Raw genomic sequence first — 18,685 nt, 5'->3', positions numbered from 1 at the left:
TGTTAGCATCCCCCCAACAAAGACAATTTGGAGGGACCGCCGATGACTGCATCCGTCTCGGGACGAACCGATCCCGTGGTGCGCCGCATCACCACGGCCGACATTGCCGAAGCCCTGACGCAGGGCTTGCGGGACTTCCAGGCGCAGCCGCTGTTTGGCCTTGCTTTCGGCCTGCTCTACGTGCTCGGCGGCATCAGCATCGTGCTGTGCGTGACCGCTTTCGGCATGGTCTATCTTGCCTATCCGCTCGCCGCAGGTTTCGCGCTGATCGGCCCGTTTGTCGCGATCGGCCTCTACGAAGTCAGCCGCCGCCGCGAGCTGGGGCAGCCGATCTCCTATGGCGCCATTCTGCGCACGGTCACCTCGCGCGGCGAGATCGGCTGGATGGCGTTCGTCACCGTGTTCTTCTTCGTGCTCTGGATGTACCAGATCAGGCTGCTGATTGCGCTCCTGCTCGGGCTCAACGCCTCCTTCTCCAGCATCAAGGAATTCATGACGGTGGTGCTGACCACCAATGAGGGTCTGCTGTTTCTCGCGATCGGCAATCTCGACGGCGCGGCGCTGTCGCTGGTGCTGTTCTCGCTGACGGTGGTGTCGTTTCCGCTGCTGCTCGACCGCGACGTCGATTTCGTGACCGCGATGATCACCAGTGTGCGCGCGGTTGTGACCAGTCCAGGGCCGATGATCGGCTGGGCTGCGGTCATCACCGTGCTGCTGATCGTTTCGGCGCTGCCGTACTTTCTCGGCCTGCTGGTAACCGTCCCTGTGCTCGGCCACGCGACATGGCATCTCTATCGCCGGATCGTTGCGCCGGCCTGACGGAACAGCAGGTCGGACGAAGGTTGCATGGCCGACGAACGCGCCGCCGCGTAGACTTGGTGCAAAGCGCGGCGGGCCGTCAGCGGTCCCGCCAGTGCAATCCACCGGGGAAGGATGATGCCAGACAACATCGCCTTGTTCGCGACCATCATCCTGCTGCTGCCGATGTTCTATCTGCTGCTGGCCGCGCCGGCTTTTCTGCTGGTGCGGCTCGACATCGTGCCGGTGACGCGGCTGCTGCGCGGCATGTTCGACTCCTACTTTGTGGCTTTGGCCATCGCCGGCGGCATCGGTATGCTCGCCGTGCTGGCCGACGGACGACCCGGTCTGGCGTTCGGCATCGGGCTGATTGCCGGCTTCGCGCTGCTATCGCGCCGCTGGTTCCTGGAGCGGATGGATGCGCGCATCCGCGACCGCGACGCCGGAGACGCGAAGGCCATTCGCCGGCTGCGCTGGCTGCACTGGGCCGGCATGTTCAGCAACGCGGTCCAGGTCGGCGGCGTGCTGGCATGCATCCCGCAGATCGCTGCGGTGTCTTAGGCTCGGCTAACCGGGCAACGCGACGCCCAGCAGCTTCAAGGCCGCAAGCATGCGCGCCGGCGGCGACGTTTTCACGGCGAGTGGCTTCCCTGTTTCCAGCAGGCTCTTGAGGCTCGACAGGATCGTCGGCCAGCCTTGGCGCCCGCCGGATAGAACGTCGTCCGACAGCGGCCGCTCATGCGCTTCGGTCATCGTGAGACGGACGGCCTCGCCGGCTGCTTCGATCTCGTAGGTGACCAGCGTGCGGCCGAGCGCCTCCACGAGGCCGGGCCAGTTGACGTCCCAGGTGATGGTCAGCCGATGCGGCGGCTCGCAGACGATCACCTCGCCGCTGATGTGCTCGGACCCGTCGGGCGCACGGACGATGAAGGCGCCGCCGGCGCGTAGGTCCGCCTCGACGGCGAATCCGAAAAAATATCGCCGGCTGTACTCCGCCGAGGTCAGCGCCTCCCAAACCTTCTCCGGGCTGGCGGCGATGTAGATGGTGTAGACGGTCTCCGGCTTGAACTTGGAGATGTCGACCGCGCGGCTCGTCTCAGTCATCGCCTTCCTCCAATCGCTTCTTCAATTCGTCGAGCGCGACCAGCTTCGCCCGCTCGAATTTCCTGATCCAACGTTCGCCGATCTGATGAATCGGCACCGGATTGAGGAAATGCAGCTTCTCGCGGCCGTGCCGGCGCGTCGTCACCAGGTTGGCCGTCTCCAGGATCGTCAGATGCTTGGTCACGGCCTGCCGCGTCATGGCGAGGCCGTCGCAGAGTTCGGTCAGGGTCTGGCCGTTCCGCGCATGCAGCCGGTCGAGCAGCGCCCGCCGCGACGTATCCGCCAGCGCCTTGAAGACCTCGTCCATGGGGCGACGATACGCAACTAAATGGTTGCATGTCAACTCCTGCGATGTCCGGCGCGATCGCCATACCGCGCTTCCATCGGCCGGCGCGTCATGCATTAGTCGTCACGTCACTCGCATAGAGGCGCCTCATGTCCCTGCAAGTCTATCTCGCCTTCATCGCCGCCTGCATCGGCCTCGCGCTGCTGCCTGGCCCCGTCGTCACGCTCCTGATCGCCAACGGGTTGCGCCATGGAACGCGCGCCGCGCTGATCAATATCGCCGGCGTCCAGACGGGGCTCGCGATTGCTATCGGCATCGTCGCGATGGGCCTGACGACGCTGATGGCCACGATGGGCTACTGGTTCGAATGGGTGCGCCTGATCGGTGCCGCCTATCTGGTGTGGCTCGGCATCCAGCTGATCCGCTCGCCGGTCGAAGGCATCGCCGAAGGCGAGGCGCCGCCTCCGCCGCCGCGCGGCGGCTTCTTCCTGCAGGGCCTGCTGGTGCTGCTGTCCAACCCGAAGGTGATGGTGTTCTTCGGCGCCTTCCTGCCGCAGTTCATGGACATGAGCCGGGATCACGTGCCGCAGGTCGCGCTGCTCGGCGTCACCTTCATGGTGGTCGCGGGCCTGACCGATGCGGTCTACGCACTGCTCGCCGGGCGCGCGCGAAAGCTGTTCTCGGCCAGGCGCACCCGCCTGGTGTCGCGAATCTCCGGCGGCTTCATGATCGGCGGCGGCGTCTGGTTGGCGCTGACGCGGGCGCGGTGAGGCTCCACTCCACCAGCGGTGGATATGGCGCTTACTCGACGAGCCGCGGCCGCGGCCGAAACTCCAAGCCGGCGTAGACGTCGCGAAGCTCGAGCGTGACGTTCAGCTTCGACAACTGAATGACCGCCTCAATCCCCCTGAGCACGACGTCCGTCCAGGCGCCGTTTGCACCGCGTGAGTAGAGATGGACGTTGGGGCTGTCGGTGTCGACGAACAGAATGTAGTCGAGACAGCGCAGGGACTGATACTGCGCGAGTTTCACCGTCACATCGAAGCCGCCGGTGGTCGGCGATAGTACCTCGACCAGAAGAGCCGGTCGGTCGGCCACCAGCGAGTCCTCGTCGGGCTTGCCGCAATCCACACCGAGATCGGGTATGCGCCGGGTCGAAGGCGACGTGATCACATAGGTATCGCCCGTGAAGGTCTGGCACGGACCGCCGCGAGTCTGCGCGTGCAGTGCCGCCGTCAGGTTGACGACGATCGCGTCGTGCCGCCGGCCGGCGCCGGCCATCATGACGACCTCGCCGTCGACGAGCTCATAGCGCTCGTCCTGCGCCGTCACCCAGGAGAAGAACTGTTCGGGCGTGACCGCCGCCGGATCGACCTTGATGTTCATGCGAGAGCGCCTGCTCGGTCGAAGTATAGGCGAGCCCGTCGGCTGGCGGAAGCACGGCTCGCCATCCGTCCGCCTTGCCGAACACGCTGCTCGGGACCTACAGGCCGATCGCGCCCTTCACCACCGGGGCGACGTCACCGCCGATCCAGATCGTGTCGCCGTCCTGCGCGACATGAACGCGGCCGGCGCGGCCGAGGACGGTGCCCTGAGCGGCGACATATTGCTTCGGAGCAATTCCGGCACCGATCAGCCATTGCGCCAGACTTGCATTGAGGCTGCCCGTGACGGGGTCCTCGACGCCGCTCCAGGTGAAGGCACGGACCTCGAACTGGGCGTCGTGTCCATCGCGCGCAGCGTCCCACGGCGCGACCACGCCGATCGGCTGCTGCGACAGGGCCGACATATTGAAACGGATGTTGAGCAGATCCTGGCGCGACTCGATCAGCACGCCGATCCAGCCCGGACCATTGTCGGCCCACTGCACGGCGCGCATTGCCTCTGGCTTGATGCCGAGCGCGGCCGCGATCTTGGCTGTGAGTTCGGCATCGACGGGGCCGGAGCGGCGCAGCGGCGGCGCTGCGAAAGCGAGGCGATCGCCGTCACGCTTGATGCGCACGAGGCCCGCGCCGCATTCCTGCACCACATGCTCGCCTTTCGGCCGGCCGCCGAGCGCCAGCCAGACGTGGGCCGAGCCGAGCGTCGGATGGCCCGCAAAAGGCAGCTCGCGCTGGGGCGTGAAGATGCGCACGCGGTAATCAGCGCCCGGATCCTGGGCACGCGACAGGAAGGTCGTCTCGGACAGGTTGGTCCAGTTGGCGATCGCTTGCATCGCCGCCTCGTCGAGGCCGTCGGCCTCGGCGATCACGGCAAGCGGGTTGCCCTTGAACGGGACCGCGGAGAACACGTCGACTTGTTGAAACGGAAGCGTCGGCATTGCGGTGTTCTCCTGGAGGTCCTGCTCAGTCGCGCCAGAACGGCTTGTTGGCTTCCTCATGAACGACGGTCGGATCGAGCCCGCAGTCGCGCATCTGCTCGGAGTCGAGCAGCGCGAGCTCCGAACGCCAGAACAGACGCTGCAGCCACAGCTGGGGGACCTGGAGCAAATTGCTCTTTCCGTGGGCAACTTGCGGAGTTGCCCAACGCTGCGCCAGGGAATATGCCATGAATCACCTATTGGTCTTCGATTGCGTTGTTCGAAGAGCAATCGCGCAGTACATATCTCGGTGCAATCGAAACATTGCTCTCGGTGCAATATAGCATGAATGCTTCGTATACGACCCTGGTGGACGACATCGCCGAGGACATCGCGCAGGGCCGGCTGAAGGCCGGCGACCGGCTGCCGCCGCAGCGCCAGTTCGCCTATGAGCGGGGAATTGCCGCATCCACGGCAGCCCGCGTCTATGCCGAATTATTGCGCAGGGGTCTCGTGGTCGGCGAGGTCGGCCGTGGCACCTTCGTCGCCGGTGAGCCGGTGCCGGTGCCGTCCTCGTTGCGGCTCGAGCCGTTCGACGGCCGCATCGACCTCGAGTTCAATTTTCCGACGCTGCCCGATCAGGCGGCCATGATCGCGAAATCGATGACGGTCTGGCAGCGGCCCGAGAAGCTCGCGCCGGTGCTGGCCCCGATCACGCAGCGCCGCCTGATCGAGGCCGGGCGCACCGCCGCGGCGTTCTTCGCCGGGGAGCGCTGGCGTCCGCGTGCGGAGAACTTCGTGTTCGCCGGCAGCGGCCGGCAATCGCTGGCGGCGGCGATCTCGGCCCTGGTGCCGGTCGGTGGCCGACTCGGCGTCGAGGCCGTGACCTATCCGATGATCAAGGGCATCGCCGCGCGGCTCGGCGTCACCTTGGTGCCGCTGGCGATGGACGCCGAGGGCATTCGCCCGGACGCGCTGACCAAGGCGCATCGCACCAGCGCGTTGAACGCGATCTACATCCAGCCGGTCATGCAGAACCCGCTGGGACTGACCATGAGCGAAGCGCGGCGGGAAGAGATCGTGCGGCTCGTGCGCAAGCACGATCTGATGATCATCGAGGATCTCGTCTACGGCTTCCTCAGCGATCAGGTCTCGCTGGCTGCGCAGGCCGAGGAGCGCGTCATCATCGTCGACAGCCTCGCCAAGCGCCTTGCGCCGGGCATTGCCGTCGGCTTTCTCTATGTGCCCTCGCATCTGCGCGAGAAATTCGCCGCAACCGTGCGCACCGGCGCATGGTCGGTGACCTCGCTCGCATTGGCAGCCGGCATGGGGCTGCTCGCCGACGGCACGGCGGCCGAGATCACCCGGCGCAAGCGCGCCGATGCCGTGGTGCGGCAGGCGATCGTCGCCGAATGTCTCGCGGGCCATCGCATCGACGCCGACCCACGCTCCTATCACGTCTGGCTGCATCTGCCGGAGGGCTGGCGCGCCGAGGCGCTGACGGCCGCGGCCGCGCGCGCGGGCATCGCGATCACGCCGGCGAGCGCCTTCGCGGTGGCGCATGGCCATTCACCCAATGCTGTCAGGCTCGCGCTCGGCCTGCCCAGCCACGACGACCTGCGTACGGCGCTGTGGCGGCTCGCCGGCCTGCTGTCGCATCACGACGCGTCGGACATGACGGAATAGGCTGCTAAGCGAGCCCCTTGCCGCGCAGCTCGACTTCGATCTCGCCGAGGATGCGGATCAGCCGCTCGGCCCAGCGTTGCTGGCCCTCGGGCTCTGCGATCTCGTTCTGCCGGATCTCGATGCCGGAATTGATCAGGCCGCGGCCCTCGCCGTGCACCGGAATGGTGTAGTCGGTGTTGTCACCGACGGCGTAGGGCTGGTTGTCGCCGACGACGAGGTCCGGCTCTGCGCGCAACGCCTTCAACAGCAGCGGCGGCAGCACCTTGTCGTGCTGATACAGCGTGCCGATGTGCCAGGGCCGCGCAATCCCCGCATACACAGGCGTGAAGCTGTGCAGCGAAACGAGGATGGTCGGGCGTCCCGCTTGCTTGCGCGCATCGAGCACGGCGGTAATGCGGTCGTGATAGGGAGCGAAGATCGCGCGGCGCCGCAGCTCGGCGTCCTCGTGCGTCAGGCCCTCGTTGCCGGGAATCGTGGTCCGTTCGCTGATCATCGGAATCGCGTTCGGCGCCTGCGGCCAGCGGTTGCAGTCGATCACGAGGCGTGAATAGCGCTGCGCCAGCAGATGCGCATCGAGCGCGCGCGACACTTGCTCGGCGACGGCGGCGATGCCGATGTCCCAGGCGATGTGCCGCTCCAGCTCGCTCTCGTCGAGGCCAAGATCGCCGAGCGCGCGCGGCAGCAGCCTGCCGTAATGGTCGCAGGTGAAGACCAGTGCCGAGGCGCCATCGGCGTTCTGCTCGTAGACCGGCGGAACTTCGTCGCCTTGAAGGAGTCTTGCTGTATCGGTCGCGTCGGGAAGCTTCATGATCAATTGCTGCTCATTCAGGCGGCATGACGAACTGCAATTGAGCAGAGGTGAATCTGGATTGCATGGCCGAAAACCGCGATGATGATTCGATGACGATGCCGATCCTGAGAGGCGATCACAAGGCCTGAAATCGCCGGATCCGGCCGCTTCTGTGGGAAGCGCCGCATGGTGCCGGCGCGGCCGATCTGCTGAAACCGATGAACACGCCGCGAGGCAGACAGGCGCAAGGGGGAATCGATGGAGATCAAGGTCGGGTTCGAGATCGCCTACACAGCGCCTGCGGCGACGCCCATGGTGATCATGCTGTCGATCCATCCGTCGCGTCTTCCCGACATCGTCGGTACCGAGACGATCACGACCGAGCCCAGCGTGCCGATCAAGTTCTACAATGACAGCTTCGGCAATCTGTGCGGACGGCTGGTGGCGCCGGCCGGCGGCGTCACCTTCCACGGCAGCGCCATCGTGCGCGATTCCGGATTGCCCGATATCGTCGATCCCTCCGCGCAGCAGATGCCGATCGATCAACTGCCGGACGAGCTGCTGCTCTACCTGATGCCGAGCCGCTACTGCGAGACCGACAAGCTCACCGACATTGCCTGGTCGCTGTTCGGCAATGCGCCGGCGGGCTGGGCGCGTGTGCAGGCGATCTGCGACTTCGTCCACAAGCATGTCAGCTTCGGCTACGAGCACGCCCATCACATGAAATCGGCACATGACGTCTATCAGCAGCGCACCGGCGTCTGCCGCGACTTCGCGCATCTGGCGCTGACCCTGTGCCGCTGCATGGGGATTCCGGCGCGCTACTGCACCGGATACATGGGCGACATCGGCATTCCGCCGGAGCCTTATCCGATGGACTTCTCCGGCTGGTTTCAGGTCTATCTCTCCGGCCAGTGGTACACCTTCGATGCCCGCCACAACGTGCCGCGCATGGGCCGCATCCTGATGGCGACCGGGCGCGACGCCGCCGACGTCGCGCTGTCGACCTCGTTCGGCCGGATGACCTTGACCAAATTCCACGTCGTCAGCGACGAGATCGTGCCCGCCCGCGGCGCGGCGTAGCTGGCCTTGCCGCGCCGGGACGGTTATGCAGGGCCATGAGCTCCGATCCGACCGCCGATCTCCTGTTCGTCTACGGCACCTTGATGCGCGGCTTCGACCATCCGATGGCGCGGCTGCTGTCGGCCAATGCCGATTTCGTCGCTGAGGCGCACTGCCGCGGCCGGCTCTACCGCATCCAGCATTATCCCGGCCTCGTGCTGTCGGAGGATGCAAACGATGTGGTTCACGGCGAGCTGTTCCGGCTGCACCAGCCCGCGCCGATGCTGCGCGAGTTCGACATGTACGAGGCTTGCGGCGAGGGGTTCGAACAGCCGACCGAATATCTGCGCCAGCATCTCGGCGTGACGCTGGCGGACGGTTCGGTCCTCGAGGCCTGGACCTATGTCTACAACTGGCCGGTGGACGAAGCCGCCCGCATCACTTCCGGACGCTTCCTGGCGCCGTAGGCCTCTCCGCCGTCATTCCGGGACATCGCGTAGCGATGGGCCCGGAATCCATAACCACGAACCGCACGGAGGCACGCAGGCGGCGCGGCCGTCGCGCCTCTTAGCTGTTGGTGGCTATGGATTCCGGGCTCGCCCTGCGGGCGCCCCGGAATGACGAGAGGAGAACGGGGGCTGTGAATAGCCCGGACAAGGCCGAGGAAGTTCACATTTCGTACCCGGCTGCCTATATGCGTAAGTCCACCAGAACAGGACCACCCCGCCGCCCATGGCTCGCTTCACGCCCGAATTCCTCGATGAGCTGCGCGCCCGGCTTCCGGTGTCGGATGTCGTCGGCAAGCGCGTGAAGCTCAAGAAGGCCGGGCGGGAGTGGAAGGGGCTGTCGCCGTTCCAGCAGGAGAAGACGCCGTCCTTCTACGTCAACGACCAGAAGGGGTTTTATCACGACTTCTCCTCCGGCAAGCACGGCAACATCTTCGACTTCGTGATGGAGACCGAGGGCTGCAGCTTTCCCGAAGCTGTTGAGCGGCTGGCGGGGATTGCCGGCTTGGCGCTGCCGGCGGTCACGCCCGATGCGGCGCGCCAGGAGCGGCAGCGCAAGACGCTGTATGACGTCATGGAGCTGGCGGCGAAATTCTTCGCCGACACGCTGGCTTCCAGGCATGGTGCCCGCGCCCGCGGCTATCTCGCCGATCGCGCGATCCTGCCGCAGACGCAGCTGCAGTTCCGGCTTGGCTACGCGCCGCCGGATCGCTTCGCGCTGAAGGAATATCTCGGTGCCCAGGGCGTGCCAGTGAACGACATGGTCGAGGCCGGTTTGCTGGTCGGCGGCGACGACATCCCGGTGCCGTACGATCGCTTCCGCGACCGCGTGATGTTCCCGATCACCGATCTCCGCAACCGCGTCATCGCCTTCGGCGGCCGCGCGATGCAGAAGGACGTGCCGGCGAAATATCTCAATTCGCCGGAGACGCCGCTCTTCCACAAGGGCGACAACCTCTACAATCTGCCGAACGCCCGCCAGGCCGCGCACAATGGCGCGCCAATGATCGTGGTCGAGGGCTATGTCGACGTCATCGCCCTCGTCGCGGCCGGCTTTGCTGGCGCCGTGGCGCCGCTCGGCACCGCGCTGACCGAGAGCCAGCTCGCGCTGATCTGGAAGATGGTCGACGAGCCGATCCTCTGTTTCGACGGCGACCGCGCCGGCCAGAAGGCGGCCCATCGCGCCGCCGATATCGCCCTGCCGCTGCTCAAGCCCGGCAAGAGCCTGCGCTTCGCCCTGCTGCCCGAGGGCCAGGACCCCGACGACCTCGTCCGCACCGGCGGCCGCGGCGCCGTCGAGGAGGTGCTCAAGATCGCAAAACCGCTCGCCGAGGTGATCTGGTCGCGCGAGATCGAGGGCGGCAGCTTCACCACCCCGGAGCGGCGCGCCGCGCTGGAGGCGCGGATCGGCCAGCTCACCGGCGGCATCGCCGACGAGGTGGTACGTCGTTACTACAAGCAGGACCTCAGCGACCGGCTGTACCGGGCCTTCGCCCCCGACGGCGGGAGGGGCTTCGGCCGCGGCAACGGTGCCGAATCAGGACGCCGGTTTGCCCCCCGCGGTCCCGGTTCCGGACAGCAGGGACGGTTATCCACAGGCGGCGGCCGTCGCGGCGGGCCGCCATCCACAGGCCTGGCGATGTCCCGCGGGCCCTACCAGGTGGCGAGCCCGCAGCTCGCGATGAGCCCGATCATGCGCGGCCAGCGCTCGGCGATCTCGCGCCGCGAGGCGCTGATCCTGCAGTGCCTGATCAACCATCCCTGGATCCTGCACGACCACCTCGAGGAGGTCGCAGCGCTGGAACTCGCCCATCCCGAGGCGCATAAGCTGCGCGCCGCGATCATCGCCGCCTTCGCCCACGACCACCATCATTCGCCTGACCCGGACGAGCAGGCGGAGAAGATGCGCTCCGACCTGGAGAAGGGAGGCTTTTCCGAGCTTCTTCAAAGGGTTGAGCGGGCGATCACGACCGCGGCCGTGTGGGCCGCCAAGCCCGGCGCCGCCCGCGATGACGTTCTTGCGACCTGGCACCAGCTCGTCGCCTTGCATCGGCAATGGCACTCCTTACTTAGGGAATTGAAGGATGCCGAGCTGGCCTTGGGCGAGGAGCCGAGCGAGCCGAACATGGGCTGGTTGAGGGACGTGAAGGCCAGGATGGCCGAGATGGACGGCACCGAGGCGCTGATCGAAGGCTTCGGGGAACTGTCCGGGCGTACCAATCGCAACGTGTGAAAATCGGGCCCGGCGCCCTGTCATGGACGAGCACATTTCGGCCCGGTCTCCCCGAGCGGGATCAGGTCCGCGCGAAAAGACTCGCCAAATCCATGGTTTGGCTGCAAAAACAGGGTTAATCGAAGTTTAAGAGGTCCGGGGCATTTTCTGCAAGTGATGGGTTGGTTTCGCTGTCGGATACCACGCCGGTAATTGGGCGCCGGATTCGATTGCAAAACCGGTATCGCTTTTGCAAGAAACGCGCGCCGGTCCAAAACGGGACGACACCAGCGACAGACCTTTGGGGTGGCGACGTCAGTGTGCGCCGCCCTTTCCGCGTCGAGAACAGTTTGAGTAGAGCAGGCGGGCGCCGCGATGCCAAGGGCTACGATGCCACGGGCGAAGCGGGCGCGTTTCGGGAGCAATGAATGGCCACGAAGGCAAAGACGCTGCAGGTGAAGGACAAGGAAAAGGACGACAAGGCCGCGGACGCTCCCGAAAAGGACTCCGCCGACGCGCCTTCGCCGTTGCTCGACCTGTCGGACGCCGCCGTCAAGAAGATGATCAAGCAGGCCAAGAAGCGCGGCTTCGTGACCTTTGATCAGCTCAACGAAGTGCTGCCTTCCGACACCACCTCGCCGGAACAGATCGAAGACATCATGTCGATGCTGTCAGACATGGGCATCAACGTGACCGAGGCCGAGGAGGCCGACGAGTCCGAGGAGAAGGACGACGGCGAGGACGAGACCGACAACGAGCTCGTCGAGATCACCCAGAAGGCCGTCACCGAGGTCAAGAAGTCGGAGCCCGGCGAGCGCACCGACGATCCCGTGCGCATGTATCTGCGCGAGATGGGCACCGTCGAGCTGCTCTCGCGCGAGGGCGAGATCGCGATCGCCAAGCGCATCGAGGCCGGCCGCGAGGCGATGATCGCAGGGCTCTGCGAAAGCCCGCTGACCTTCCAGGCCATCATCATCTGGCGCGACGAGCTCAACGAAGGCAAGATCTTCCTTCGCGACATCATCGATCTCGAAGCCACCTATGCCGGCCCGGAGGCCAAGGGCGGCATGAACCCGCAGATCGCAGCGCCCGCCAATGGCGAAGGTGCCGCGGCCGAGGGCGGCGAGATCCAGGCGGCGGTCGCGCCGCCGGCAGCGCCGCAGCAGGCGACGCCGTTCCGTGCCGCGCCGAACGGCGCGCCGGCCGAAGAGAAGGATCCGGGCGAGGCGGCGGCCGAAGCCGACATGGACGACGACGAGTTCGAGAACCAGATGTCGCTCGCGGCCATCGAGGCCGAGCTGAAGCCGAAGGTGGTCGAGACCTTCGACAAGATCGCGTCCGAGTACAAGAAGCTGCGCCGCCTGCAGGAGCAGGACATCGCCAACCAGCTGCAGAGCGAGTCGCTGTCGCCGTCGCAGGAGCGCAAGTACAAGAAGCTCAAGGACGAGATCATCGTCGAGGTGAAGTCGCTGCGCCTCAACCAGGCCCGCATCGATTCACTGGTCGAGCAGCTCTACGACATCAACAAGAAGCTGGTCTCGTTCGAGAGCCGCTTGATGCGTCTCGCCGACTCCCACGGCGTTGCCCGTGAGGATTTCCTGCGCAACTACCAGGGCTCGGAGCTCGATCCGCGCTGGCTGAACCGCGTCTCCAAGCTGTCGGCCAAGGGCTGGAAGAACTTCGTCCATTACGAGAAGGACCGCATCAAGGACCTGCGCCAGGAGGTGCAGTCGCTGGCCGCCCTCACCGGTCTCGAGATCGGCGAATTCCGCAAGATCGTGCACTCGGTGCAGAAGGGCGAGCGAGAGGCCCGTCAGGCCAAGAAGGAGATGGTGGAAGCCAACCTCCGGCTCGTGATCTCGATCGCCAAGAAGTACACCAACCGCGGCCTGCAGTTCCTCGACCTGATCCAGGAAGGCAACATCGGCCTGATGAAGGCGGTCGACAAGTTCGAGTACCGCCGCGGCTACAAGTTCTCGACCTACGCCACCTGGTGGATCCGGCAGGCGATCACCCGCTCGATCGCCGACCAGGCCCGCACCATCCGCATCCCCGTGCACATGATCGAGACGATCAACAAGATCGTCCGCACCTCGCGCCAGATGCTGAACGAGATCGGCCGCGAGCCGACGCCCGAGGAGCTCGCCGAGAAGCTCGGCATGCCTCTGGAGAAGGTGCGCAAGGTCCTCAAGATCGCCAAGGAGCCGCTGTCGCTCGAGACGCCGGTGGGCGACGAAGAGGACAGCCATCTCGGCGACTTCATCGAGGACAAGAACGCGATTCTGCCGATCGACGCCGCCATCCAGTCGAACCTGCGCGAGACGACGACGCGTGTGCTGGCCTCGCTCACCCCGCGCGAAGAGCGCGTGCTCCGCATGCGCTTCGGCATCGGCATGAACACCGATCATACGCTGGAAGAGGTCGGCCAGCAGTTCTCGGTCACGCGCGAACGCATCCGTCAGATCGAGGCGAAGGCGCTGCGCAAGCTGAAGCATCCGTCGCGGTCGCGGAAGCTGCGGTCGTTCCTGGACAACTGATCGCTTACCCCCAGTTGTCATTGCCGGGCTTGACCCGGCAATCCATCAGACCAGGACGGCGGACCGAAAAGTTCGCCGTTTTTGCTTGCGGCTCGTGAAGGCCAGGGGGGGCCCAGCCTGCGCACTGGAGCTGGTCCCATGACGGCGACCGACGTGGAGCCGACTGCGCTGCGGAAGGGCGCATGATCGTATTGCCCCCGCAAATCCCGCAGAAACATGGTCAATGAATTGTTTACGCTTCTCATCGAAGCTCCGGCGGGCGACCGAATGACGCTCGCATTCCGGCACTCTGCTCCGTCGTGACAGAACATGGCGATGGTGGCTGATCCCTGGACGTTTTCAGCATGCAGCCAGCCTTGCGGAAAGGCGATGAGATCGCCGATTTGTTCGCCCAAGCGAGTGCGTTTCACCGCTCCGGCGATCTGGTCAAGGCCAAGGCCGGGTACACGAAGATCCTCAAGAAGCGGCCGAACCATTTCGGCGCGCTCTATATGTTTGGACTGTCCGAACACCAGAGCAACAATTCGGTCGCGGCCGAGCGTCTTCTGAAGCGGGCGCTGCTGGTCGAGCCGCAATCCGTCGAGGCGCGCTATGCGCGGGCGGTCGTCCTGTCCGCGCTGCAGCGGGACGGCGAGGCCCTGGCCGGCTTCGACGGCCTTCTCGCCTTGAAGCCGGAATTCTTCGATGCGCATCTGGAACGCGGCAAACTGTTGTCACGACTCCAGCGTTTCGCGGAAGCGGTCGTCAGTTTCGACAACGCCATCCGGATCGAGCCGCAGCGACTGGACGTGTTGATGAACCAGGGCGAGGCGCTGCACTATCTCGGCCGGTTCGCCGACGCGATCGCGTGCTACGATCGGATTCTCGCGGCGAATCCCATGCATCTGGCCGCCCTGATCAATCGGGGCTGCGCGTTCAAGGATCTGCGTCGATCCGATGATGCGATCGCCGAATTCAACCGGGCGCTGGCGCTTTCGCCCGACGACACGACGGCGCTGATCAATCGCGGCGAGACGTTCCTCACGCTCAAGCGCAACGACGACGCGCTTTCTGATTTCGACCGGGTGATCGCGCTCGATCCGCAATTTGCACTGGGCTGGCTCGGCCGCGCCAACGTCTTGATGCTGAACAAGCGGGTGAGCGAGGCGCTGGACGCCTGCCGGCGCGCGGTTGCGATCGAGCCGAACTCCGCGAAAGCGCTGAGCCAGATCGGTCAATGTCATGCGTTGCTGGGCGATGCGGAGGCCGCGGTCGCGTTTTTCGATCGCGCGCTCGCGATCGACCCGGCCGACGAAATCGCGCTGGCGAACCGCATCTTCTCGTTGGACTTCTGCGATGTCGGCTATGCCGAGCACCAGGCGGCCCGAGCGGAGTGGTGGCGCCGGATCGGATCCAGGATCGCAGAGATGCATCCGCCTTGTCACACCAATGATCTCGACCCTCACAGACGGATCATCGTGGGATACGTGTCGGGCGACTTCAAGGAGCATTCTGCCGCCCGCACGATCCGGCCCGTGCTGCAGAACCACGACAAATCTCGGGTCGAGGTGATCTGCTATTCGAACTCACCGGTCCAGGACGAGATCACGGAGACGTTCCGGGCGGTTGCCGATCGATGGCGCGACGTGATGCAATGGTCCGACGATCAGCTCACGGAGTGCATCCGGGCCGACCAGGTCGACATTCTCGTCGACCTGTCGGGACACTCTCGCGGCAATCGGCTGGGCACCTTCGCGCGCAAGCCGGCCCCCATCCAGGTCACCGCCTGGGGCCATGCGACCAGCACAGGCTTGGCGACGATGGACTACCTGTTTGGCGATCCGGTCATGGCGCCGCTCGAGGTGCGTCACCTGTTCACGGAGCAGGTCTATGATCTGCCGTGCCTGATCATCATCGAGCCGCCTCCTTCTGGGCTGCGCAGTCCCGAGGCGCCGGTGACGTCCAATGGTCATGTGACTTACGGCGCGTTCACCAGGGCGAACCGATTGTCCAGCGCCGTCATCGACGTCTGGGCCCGCATCCTGCGTGCCGACGTCAGCGCCCGATTGCTGGTCAAGGATTATCTGCTCAGCGATGCTGCGATCCAGGCCAGGCTGCTGGCCGACTTCGCCGCGCGCGGCATCACGCCGGATCGCATCGACCTGCTCGGCCCGACCTCGCGCGACGAGCATCTGGCCGCCCACCGGCTCATCGACATTTGGCTCGATCCATTTCCCAATGGCGGCGGCGTCTCGGCCTGGGAAGCCCTGCACATGGGGGTGCCGGTCGTGTCGAAGCTCGGCAACGGGATGTGCAGCCGGGCCGGCGGTGCGATCCTGTCGGCGATCGGCCTGGCCGACTGGGTCGCCACGACTGATGATGAGTATGTGGAGATCGCGTTACGGTCGACGCCGGAACGGCTCAGCACGCTCCGCCACCAGCTTCCCGACCTGATCGCCGCACGCTGTGGTCCTGCTATCTACACCAGGGCCGTCGAAGCGGCCTATCGCACGATGTGGCAGGCGTATTGCAGCGGTCGACAGGTCCAATAAGGAGCGCTCATCGAGAAGCGGGGAGCCAATCGATCGTGCCGCAGACGCAGCGGCTGTGACTGCGCCCTCGCCCCTTGTGGGAGAGGGCATGTAGGACAGTGCAAAGACCTCGGTCGGGTGAGGGGTCTATCTCCCCAAGTCGCGCTCGCGGACAGAACCCCTCACCCAACCGAGCCCGCGGCTCCGCCAGCGCTGCCCTCTCCCACAAGGGGCGAGGGCACCGCATCGTGCGGCAGTGGGGAGGCTGCAGGAAGGTTTGGGAAGACGGCGCCGAGGTGCCGGAGTTGGCCAACAAGGCCGCTTGTCCGCAAATGTCCATGTCGTTGCCGCAAGGGGCCGAACTTTGCGCAGACGGCGTCGGGCGATCGATTGCCAGGGATTGGCGGTCTCACCGGACGCGGACTCCCATGCACGACGACGAGTTTCCATCTGGCGCAGCGCAGAGGCCCGCCTCGCGGCGCGCGCGGCCTACGCGCCGTGGACCGCGTTCCTCTACGAGTTCATTCGCTTCGGAGTGTAGCAGGGTTGGGCCTGCCTGTTCAGCGGCATGGCGGTGGCGCTCATGCTCGCCACGTGGCGGTTGCAAAGGCGCCTGCACAGTGTTGAGGCTGGCGGCGGTGTCGCGCGCCGTGCCCATCCTGTTTCGCGGCGGGACCTGATGGCGGGCACGCGCTGCGCGCTTTGCCCACCTACGGCAGCTGACCTACTTCTTCTTCGCGCCAACCCGTTCCAGCGACTTGATCGCCAGCGGCGGGCGGCCGGACTTCTCGGCGATGTCGCGGTCCTGCTCCATGATGAAGCCGCGCGCGGGTTCGTCGCCGTCGAGGCCGCCGAGCAGCTCGGCCGGGACGCGGCGGTTGGAGCGCTGCGAGCCGTCCTCATAGGTGACGTTGAAGAAGGCGAATTCGCCTTTGGGATTGGAGCCGGGTTTTTTCGCCATGAGGGCGCTTTACGGCGGCGGAGGCGGTCCGGTCAATGCCGGAAAATGCTTATCCGCTGCCCGAATTTGACTTTTTCGTCATATGGTTTTCGTGGAATCGGCAAGCTGGCCAAGCGAGCAGGGGCCGGCCAGCGGCGTCCGAAACTCCTCGATTTTGCCGGATGAAAGTGCGTTCATCGCGGACGTCTCACGCCGCCGCGAATGCAGCCTATCATCCAGCCCGTCATCCAGCCCATGTCGATGCCGCAACTCACCATCTGGTACAACACGCGCTGCCCGGTCTGCGACGCCGGCATCGACTGGCAGCGCAACAAGCTGCTGGCGCTGGTCAAGTCGGGCCGCGTCGCCTTCAAGGACATCAACGAGCAGCCGGAGGCGCTGGCCGCGTTCGGCGCCGACGTCGACGACGTCCGCCGCCGCCTGCATGCGACCGACGAGGAGGGACAGCTGATCACCGGCGCCGACGTCGCGCTGCTGCTGTGGAAGCTGACGCCGGGCGAAAGCTGGCTCGCCACGCTGTTCGGCAACCGCCTGACGCGGCCACTGACGCGGTTCGGCTACGACCGCTTCGCGGACGGGCTGTTCGCCTGGAACAAGTGGAAAGGGCATTGGTGAGGCGTGTGCACGCTTAGGCCCTACCGCCTCCGCACCGTCACCCGCGCGGGCGCCCGCGTGCCGCCGCGCGGCGCATCGTCATCGTCGCTGCGGCCGAGCGCCATGATCGCGGTGCCCATCGCGGTCGAGCCGAAGGTGACGAAGAACGAGCCGAGCAGCAGGCCGATGGCGACGCCGGGCGAATGGTCGGCGAAGATCAGGTGGCGCAGGCCCCAGGGATCGAGCACGAGCAGGCCGCCGACCAGCACCACGGCCATGCCGAGCCCGAGCGCGAGGTTGATCGCGAGCAGGCGGAACAGGGGGACCTGGAGCAGTCGGCGCTGGCGGTGGGGCGGCATCGGCGATCTCCACTGGGATCGTGAACGACAGTTGAATCGTAGCACCGATCACGCGCCGCTCAAGGCCGGAGCCGCCCGGAGCGGACATGGCTGTGGCGCGGTGAAGGCGGATCGTTTTGGGACAGCGGGCATGAGTGGTCGGCGCAAGGCGGCGGGTCGTCGTCTGAGTCCCTCATCTCGGAAGAGCTGTCATCCCCAACTGTGCGCATGATGCCCTGCGATGCACTCTCCTTTCGTCATTCCGGGGCGCGCAGCGCGAGCCCGGAATCCATAACCACGACTGTGTGTTTGGCGAATGCTGGAGCGGCAGCCGCGTCTCATCACGGCCGCTTGAGGCTATGGATTCCGGGCTCGCCCTTCGGGCGCCCCGGAATGACGAAGCAAGGCGAGAGCGCTCGCCGTTCAATGAAGGACTTGCACCGACCAGCGGCCTCGGCCCCGCCTCAGCCCTCACGCCGCTTCGCCCTCGGCGACGCCGTGCTGCTTGGCGATCACGCCCTGCCACACGCTGGCGATGGCGCGCTGCGTTTCCGGCGCGATCAGGCAATGGCCCTCGTGGTCGAAGCCGCAGAAGCGCGCCGACGGATCGTGCCGGGTCTCGATCAGCGCCTTGTTGATCATCTCCAGCGAGGCCATCACCTGGCCGATGTTCTGCAGTCGGGTGTGATGCAGGATGTCGATCAGCCGGTAGATCATCACGGGCGGCTGGCCCAGCGCGATGCCCGGGCGGCTGAACTCGAAGAACACGTTCATCGCCGGCAGCACGCCCTGGATCTGCGCCAGGATCTTGGCCGCATCGTCATTGGTGCAGGCGACGAGATGCGCGCCCTGCACCGGCAGGCTGGGCGCCGGCGGCGTCTCCGGGCCGAGCCCGAGCCCCGATAACACCTGATGCTCGATCCAGCGTCGCACCTCCGGTGGCGCCGAGCGGATCTGGTCGGCGGTCAGCGTAATCCCGATCATGGCGTCGTCTCCTTTTTT

20 protein-coding genes are annotated in these 18,685 nt (G+C 65.8%); 10 read left to right on the top strand and 10 right to left on the bottom strand.

What is annotated here, in order from left to right; translation table 11 throughout:
- Positions 1–42 precede the first annotated feature (42 nt).
- Together QX108_RS30925 and QX108_RS30920 are read left to right on the top strand one after the other, a co-directional pair.
- Complete coding sequence (locus tag QX108_RS30925; RefSeq protein WP_315724733.1) at positions 43–819, top strand: DUF2189 domain-containing protein; 777 nt, start codon at positions 43–45, stop codon at positions 817–819.
- Positions 820–936: 117 nt separating this feature from the next.
- Positions 937–1,359, top strand: coding sequence for a hypothetical protein (locus tag QX108_RS30920; protein ID WP_315724735.1), 423 nt, complete (start codon positions 937–939; stop codon positions 1,357–1,359).
- 6 nt (positions 1,360–1,365) lie between these two features.
- Here QX108_RS30920 and QX108_RS30915 read toward each other — a convergent pair whose 3' ends face one another.
- Positions 1,366–1,902 (bottom strand): SRPBCC family protein, encoded by a 537-nt coding sequence (locus tag QX108_RS30915; RefSeq protein WP_315786166.1) that lies wholly within the window; start codon positions 1,900–1,902, stop codon positions 1,366–1,368.
- Complete coding sequence (locus QX108_RS30910) at positions 1,895–2,209, bottom strand: metalloregulator ArsR/SmtB family transcription factor (protein ID WP_315724739.1); 315 nt, start codon at positions 2,207–2,209, stop codon at positions 1,895–1,897. Before QX108_RS30910 ends, QX108_RS30915 begins: the two co-directional genes overlap by 8 nt.
- Positions 2,210–2,337: 128 nt before the next feature.
- Between QX108_RS30910 and QX108_RS30905 the strand changes: the two genes are divergently transcribed.
- Entirely contained in the window at positions 2,338–2,958 is a 621-nt protein-coding gene (locus tag QX108_RS30905) for a LysE family translocator (RefSeq protein ID WP_172109885.1), read from the top strand.
- A gap of 31 nt (positions 2,959–2,989) precedes the next feature.
- Here the strand turns inward: QX108_RS30905 and QX108_RS30900 are convergent, their stop codons facing one another.
- From QX108_RS30900 to QX108_RS30890, 3 genes are all read right to left on the bottom strand, one after another.
- Entirely contained in the window at positions 2,990–3,574 is a 585-nt protein-coding gene (locus QX108_RS30900; RefSeq protein ID WP_315786161.1) for a Uma2 family endonuclease, read from the bottom strand.
- 97 nt (positions 3,575–3,671) lie between these two features.
- Positions 3,672–4,508: a PhzF family phenazine biosynthesis protein gene (locus tag QX108_RS30895; RefSeq protein WP_315786158.1), complete on the bottom strand. Its 837-nt coding sequence runs from the start codon at positions 4,506–4,508 to the stop codon at positions 3,672–3,674.
- Positions 4,509–4,533: 25 nt separating this feature from the next.
- Positions 4,534–4,677 (bottom strand): DUF1127 domain-containing protein, encoded by a 144-nt coding sequence (locus tag QX108_RS30890; RefSeq protein WP_172109882.1) that lies wholly within the window; start codon positions 4,675–4,677, stop codon positions 4,534–4,536.
- A gap of 86 nt (positions 4,678–4,763) precedes the next feature.
- Here QX108_RS30890 and QX108_RS30885 point away from each other — a divergent pair, with 86 nt between their 5' ends.
- Positions 4,764–6,173 carry a PLP-dependent aminotransferase family protein gene (locus tag QX108_RS30885; protein ID WP_315724745.1) on the top strand — a complete coding sequence of 470 codons (1,410 nt, stop codon included), beginning with the start codon at positions 4,764–4,766 and terminating at the stop codon, positions 6,171–6,173.
- 4 nt (positions 6,174–6,177) lie between these two features.
- Here QX108_RS30885 and QX108_RS30880 read toward each other — a convergent pair whose 3' ends face one another.
- Positions 6,178–6,981, bottom strand: coding sequence for an N-formylglutamate amidohydrolase (locus QX108_RS30880; RefSeq protein ID WP_315786154.1), 804 nt, complete (start codon positions 6,979–6,981; stop codon positions 6,178–6,180).
- 17 nt (positions 6,982–6,998) lie between these two features.
- Positions 6,999–7,232 (bottom strand): hypothetical protein, encoded by a 234-nt coding sequence (locus QX108_RS30875; protein WP_315724748.1) that lies wholly within the window; start codon positions 7,230–7,232, stop codon positions 6,999–7,001.
- On the opposite strand from QX108_RS30875, the gene QX108_RS30870 reads away from it, so the two are divergent.
- The 5 genes from QX108_RS30870 (at position 7,222) to QX108_RS30850 (ending at position 15,811) form a co-directional block, all read left to right on the top strand.
- Positions 7,222–8,046, top strand: a complete 825-nt coding sequence (locus tag QX108_RS30870; protein ID WP_172109878.1) for a transglutaminase-like domain-containing protein — start codon at positions 7,222–7,224, stop codon at positions 8,044–8,046. The two genes, QX108_RS30875 and QX108_RS30870, sit on opposite strands and share 11 nt — an antisense overlap.
- Positions 8,047–8,081: 35 nt before the next feature.
- On the top strand, positions 8,082–8,492 hold the full coding sequence (locus QX108_RS30865; RefSeq protein WP_315786151.1) for a gamma-glutamylcyclotransferase family protein: 411 nt from the start codon (positions 8,082–8,084) through the stop codon (positions 8,490–8,492).
- 265 nt (positions 8,493–8,757) lie between these two features.
- Positions 8,758–10,764, top strand: a complete 2,007-nt coding sequence (gene dnaG, locus QX108_RS30860; RefSeq protein WP_315786149.1) for a DNA primase — start codon at positions 8,758–8,760, stop codon at positions 10,762–10,764.
- A gap of 407 nt (positions 10,765–11,171) precedes the next feature.
- The gene (gene rpoD, locus QX108_RS30855) at positions 11,172–13,280 is read left to right on the top strand and encodes an RNA polymerase sigma factor RpoD (RefSeq protein ID WP_315724756.1); all 2,109 of its coding nucleotides are present in this window, start codon (positions 11,172–11,174) and stop codon (positions 13,278–13,280) included.
- 344 nt (positions 13,281–13,624) lie between these two features.
- Entirely contained in the window at positions 13,625–15,811 is a 2,187-nt protein-coding gene (locus QX108_RS30850) for a tetratricopeptide repeat protein (RefSeq protein WP_315786145.1), read from the top strand.
- 703 nt (positions 15,812–16,514) lie between these two features.
- On the opposite strand, the gene QX108_RS30845 is transcribed toward QX108_RS30850, so the two are convergent.
- Positions 16,515–16,751: a hypothetical protein gene (locus QX108_RS30845; protein ID WP_006613601.1), complete on the bottom strand. Its 237-nt coding sequence runs from the start codon at positions 16,749–16,751 to the stop codon at positions 16,515–16,517.
- A gap of 240 nt (positions 16,752–16,991) precedes the next feature.
- Here QX108_RS30845 and QX108_RS30840 point away from each other — a divergent pair, with 240 nt between their 5' ends.
- Positions 16,992–17,366 carry a thiol-disulfide oxidoreductase DCC family protein gene (locus QX108_RS30840; protein WP_315726633.1) on the top strand — a complete coding sequence of 125 codons (375 nt, stop codon included), beginning with the start codon at positions 16,992–16,994 and terminating at the stop codon, positions 17,364–17,366.
- A gap of 20 nt (positions 17,367–17,386) precedes the next feature.
- Here QX108_RS30840 and QX108_RS30835 read toward each other — a convergent pair whose 3' ends face one another.
- Both QX108_RS30835 and QX108_RS30830 read right to left on the bottom strand, forming a co-directional pair.
- Positions 17,387–17,704: a hypothetical protein gene (locus tag QX108_RS30835; protein ID WP_315786142.1), complete on the bottom strand. Its 318-nt coding sequence runs from the start codon at positions 17,702–17,704 to the stop codon at positions 17,387–17,389.
- Positions 17,705–18,154: 450 nt separating this feature from the next.
- Complete coding sequence (locus QX108_RS30830) at positions 18,155–18,667, bottom strand: hypothetical protein (protein ID WP_315786140.1); 513 nt, start codon at positions 18,665–18,667, stop codon at positions 18,155–18,157.
- Positions 18,668–18,685: the final 18 nt, after the last annotated feature.

It is taken from the genome of Bradyrhizobium sp. SZCCHNR1002 (assembly GCF_032381435.1).
Lineage (GTDB): Bacteria > Pseudomonadota > Alphaproteobacteria > Rhizobiales > Xanthobacteraceae > Bradyrhizobium > Bradyrhizobium aeschynomenes.
This window is presented reverse-complemented; position numbering and strand designations above follow the sequence as displayed.

Coding starts and splice junctions, on each gene's coding strand:
- QX108_RS30880 (WP_315786154.1), bottom strand. CDS start 6,981: ATGAAGCTTCCCGACGCGACCGATACAGCAAGACTCCTTCAAGGCGAC.
- QX108_RS30870 (WP_172109878.1), top strand. CDS start 7,222: ATGGAGATCAAGGTCGGGTTCGAGATCGCCTACACAGCGCCTGCGGCG.
- QX108_RS30895 (WP_315786158.1), bottom strand. CDS start 4,508: ATGCCGACGCTTCCGTTTCAACAAGTCGACGTGTTCTCCGCGGTCCCG.
- QX108_RS30865 (WP_315786151.1), top strand. CDS start 8,082: ATGAGCTCCGATCCGACCGCCGATCTCCTGTTCGTCTACGGCACCTTG.
- QX108_RS30835 (WP_315786142.1), bottom strand. CDS start 17,704: ATGCCGCCCCACCGCCAGCGCCGACTGCTCCAGGTCCCCCTGTTCCGC.
- QX108_RS30915 (WP_315786166.1), bottom strand. CDS start 1,902: ATGACTGAGACGAGCCGCGCGGTCGACATCTCCAAGTTCAAGCCGGAG.
- QX108_RS30905 (WP_172109885.1), top strand. CDS start 2,338: ATGTCCCTGCAAGTCTATCTCGCCTTCATCGCCGCCTGCATCGGCCTC.
- rpoD (WP_315724756.1), top strand. CDS start 11,172: ATGGCCACGAAGGCAAAGACGCTGCAGGTGAAGGACAAGGAAAAGGAC.
- QX108_RS30925 (WP_315724733.1), top strand. CDS start 43: ATGACTGCATCCGTCTCGGGACGAACCGATCCCGTGGTGCGCCGCATC.
- QX108_RS30830 (WP_315786140.1), bottom strand. CDS start 18,667: ATGATCGGGATTACGCTGACCGCCGACCAGATCCGCTCGGCGCCACCG.
- QX108_RS30920 (WP_315724735.1), top strand. CDS start 937: ATGCCAGACAACATCGCCTTGTTCGCGACCATCATCCTGCTGCTGCCG.
- QX108_RS30850 (WP_315786145.1), top strand. CDS start 13,625: ATGCAGCCAGCCTTGCGGAAAGGCGATGAGATCGCCGATTTGTTCGCC.
- QX108_RS30845 (WP_006613601.1), bottom strand. CDS start 16,751: ATGGCGAAAAAACCCGGCTCCAATCCCAAAGGCGAATTCGCCTTCTTC.
- dnaG (WP_315786149.1), top strand. CDS start 8,758: ATGGCTCGCTTCACGCCCGAATTCCTCGATGAGCTGCGCGCCCGGCTT.
- QX108_RS30840 (WP_315726633.1), top strand. CDS start 16,992: ATGCCGCAACTCACCATCTGGTACAACACGCGCTGCCCGGTCTGCGAC.
- QX108_RS30900 (WP_315786161.1), bottom strand. CDS start 3,574: ATGAACATCAAGGTCGATCCGGCGGCGGTCACGCCCGAACAGTTCTTC.
- QX108_RS30910 (WP_315724739.1), bottom strand. CDS start 2,209: ATGGACGAGGTCTTCAAGGCGCTGGCGGATACGTCGCGGCGGGCGCTG.